Raw genomic sequence first — 2,622 nt, forward strand, 5'->3', positions numbered from 1 at the left:
ACTGCCACTGACCAAAAAACTCGCCCCCGCAATCGGTGGCAGCAAAATTAGGGTAATGCGATCGTGAGTTCGACCAGAGGGCATCGGAAAAAAATTAACTCGCTCAAAAAAATAATATACTTTTTTGAAAATATATGTTATGCTGAGAAAGTGCGAAATTGATTCGGGCGTTTAGCTCAGTGGTAGAGCGCCTGCCTTACAAGCAGGATGCCGTAAGTTCGACCCTTACAACGCCCATTTTATTAGATTCTTGCCTCGTCAAGCTTTCACTCTTGATCGCAGGTTGAGATTAAAACTATTGAGGGGAATTGTTGCTGGAAGGCAAAATTGGGACTATTTGCTAGTAAGCTAGTCAGTAGGTACTAGGATTAATTCATCGCAGCACAGCGGTTATATGGCCAATTGGAAATGTATTAAAAATTGTGGAGCTTGTTGTCAACTAAATCCCGACGAGCGTCCTGACTTAGAAGAATATCTGACTCCCGCACAATTAAGTCAATATCTCAGCATGGTGGGGGAAGAAGGTTGGTGTATACACTTTGATCGCCAAACCCGTCTCTGTACCATTTATGACCAGAGACCAGAATTTTGTCGTGTTCAACCCGATATTTTTGCCAAAATGTATCAAATTGAACCGGGAGAATTTGAGCAATTTGCGATCGATTGTTGTCATGAACACATTGAGGATCTTTATGGGGAAGATAGCCTAGAAATGAATAGCTATCGTCAGCAAGTAGGCTAAGATTTACCCCCATCCCAGAAATAACTCGGACGGGGAAGAAAATAAGTGGTCTGGTTATTTTTCCTAGCTTTTTGATGGCTAAACCAGTAAAATTACGGAATTGATTGTTTCCCTGTTGAGGAGAAGTCTATAGGAAACTCAAAACCTCTAGAGGTGCAGAGTTTGGGTTCAGGACAGGGAAAAAATATCATGGAAAAACCGGAAAAACAGCACCGCAGACGCGGGGTTATCCTCACCACCACGGGACTAGAAAAATTACTTACTGCTAAACAAGAAGCGGAATATCGGGATAATTGCGGTCATCGCTTCACCCTAGAAGTCCTCAGCGAGAAAACTCTTTTAGGGGTAGATACTCTGATGAAGGTATTCGCTTGTGAATCGGGAGTGGATAAAAAAACCTTGAAACATTGTTTTCAAGCCTTTAATTTAACTTTAGAAAATAGCGATTATTATCGTCCTAACCTACCAGAAACTAATAGTATTAATCCTCAACTATTGGCTGAATTACCAGAGGGACAAGTCCCCCTCGATTCCCCCTTGTATATCAACAGAAATAATCTAGAACAGACTTGTTATCAAGAGATATTGCGCGGGGGGAGTCTTATCCGGATTAACGCACCCAGAAAAATGGGAAAAACCTCCCTGATGGCCAGAATTATTAATTATGCTCAACAACAGCAATACCATACACTTTATTTCAGTTTTCGGTTAGCAGAAAGCTCAATTTTTCAAGATTTAAATCACTGGCTGCGTTGGCTTTGTGTTAGTATTAGTCGCCAGTTAGATTTAGATAATCATCTCCCACAGGATTGGGATGACTTCCTGGGGGGTAAAATTAACTGTAAAATCTATCTAGAAAAGCATATTCTCTCCCATCTCGATCGCCCTTTAGTGCTTGCCTTTGATGATCTTGAATATCTTTTATCCTATCCACAGCTAAGGGAAGAATTTTTTAGTATTCTGCACCTCTGGCACGAGGAAGGCAAAAACAAACCTCTCTGGCAAAAATTACGTTTAATTGTTGCCTATTCCCCTGCACAGGAGCTTGATAAAACCTCAGATATCTATCAATCTCCTTTTAGTCTTGGTTTACCGATCGAATTGCCTAATTTTACCAGCGCACAAGTACGAGAATTAAGTCAAAGACAGGGATTAGATCAGAATTTTGACTGCGAAAAATTACGGATATTTCTAGGGGGTAATCCCTATTTAATTCGTCTTGCTTGCTATCATCTTGCTCGGGGTAATTGTAGCCTAGAAAGCATTTTGGCTACTTCTATCGGCGAGGAAAATAATATTTTTGCAGGCCATCTTAAACGTTTACTTTGGCATCTGCAATACTTAAAGGGCAATTTAGCGGCTATCTTTGCTAAGGTGGTGATGGCGGAAAAAGACATAGAAATTGATTTAATGGCAGCTTTTCACCTAGAAAGTCTCGGACTAATTCACCGACAAGGTAAGTTTTGCCGAGTCAGTTGTCCTCTCTACCGTCAATATTTTGGCGAATATTTCCGGCAACGTTCTGTTTTTTTGCCTCGAAAAACTTCTATCCTCGCCAAAAAAATTACGCTTGCTCGCTTTGATACTTCCGAAAAAAGTCGCTATGCTATGTAATTTATAGTCCGTTAGGCGCTCGGCTAACACAGGCTAGGAGTGCTAAAGTTATCACCATAAACATCCTCAAGGAAAATCAACTCGGTGCGGACAATCCTGCTGCAATCTCTTCTTTGGCTTTTTGGGCTGCTGCGACTAGATTATTCTTCGTCTGTTTAAACGACTGATCCCATCGTTTTTCTTCTTCAATTTCTGCAATATAAGCTCGAACATACTCTACTAACTGCTCTTGAAGCTCATCAGGCAGAGACTCAACCATCTTGATG

At 41.0% G+C, this 2,622-nt stretch carries 3 protein-coding genes, 1 tRNA gene and 1 pseudogene; 3 read left to right on the plus strand and 2 right to left on the minus strand.

Going from position 1 to position 2,622, the window contains the following annotated elements; all coding sequences use genetic code 11:
* Window positions 1-84, minus strand: a pseudogene (locus PX484_RS25845) (metal-binding protein); the annotation flags it as partial.
* Between the two features lie 81 nt (window positions 85-165).
* Here PX484_RS25845 and PX484_RS17820 point away from each other — a divergent pair.
* The 3 genes from PX484_RS17820 to PX484_RS17830 all read left to right on the plus strand — a co-directional run bounded on the left by PX484_RS17820 (window position 166) and on the right by PX484_RS17830 (window position 2,356).
* A tRNA-Val gene (locus tag PX484_RS17820) sits at window positions 166-237 on the plus strand.
* A gap of 157 nt (window positions 238-394) precedes the next feature.
* Window positions 395-742 (plus strand): YkgJ family cysteine cluster protein, encoded by a 348-nt coding sequence (locus PX484_RS17825; RefSeq protein WP_002800396.1) that lies wholly within the window; start codon window positions 395-397, stop codon window positions 740-742.
* A 189-nt stretch (window positions 743-931) separates the two neighbouring features.
* Window positions 932-2,356 carry an AAA-like domain-containing protein gene (locus PX484_RS17830; RefSeq protein ID WP_287765521.1) on the plus strand — a complete coding sequence of 475 codons (1,425 nt, stop codon included), beginning with the start codon at window positions 932-934 and terminating at the stop codon, window positions 2,354-2,356.
* A gap of 76 nt (window positions 2,357-2,432) precedes the next feature.
* On the opposite strand, the gene PX484_RS17835 is transcribed toward PX484_RS17830, so the two are convergent.
* Window positions 2,433-2,621, minus strand: coding sequence for a hypothetical protein (locus PX484_RS17835; RefSeq protein ID WP_288104970.1), 189 nt, complete (start codon window positions 2,619-2,621; stop codon window positions 2,433-2,435).
* Between the last annotated feature and the right edge of the window lies 1 nt (window position 2,622).

The organism is Microcystis sp. M49636_WE2 (assembly GCF_030065375.1).
Classification (GTDB): Bacteria; Cyanobacteriota; Cyanobacteriia; order Cyanobacteriales; family Microcystaceae; genus Microcystis; species Microcystis aeruginosa_C.

Coding starts and splice junctions, on each gene's coding strand:
- PX484_RS17830 (WP_287765521.1), top strand. CDS start 932: ATGGAAAAACCGGAAAAACAGCACCGCAGACGCGGGGTTATCCTCACC.
- PX484_RS17825 (WP_002800396.1), top strand. CDS start 395: ATGGCCAATTGGAAATGTATTAAAAATTGTGGAGCTTGTTGTCAACTA.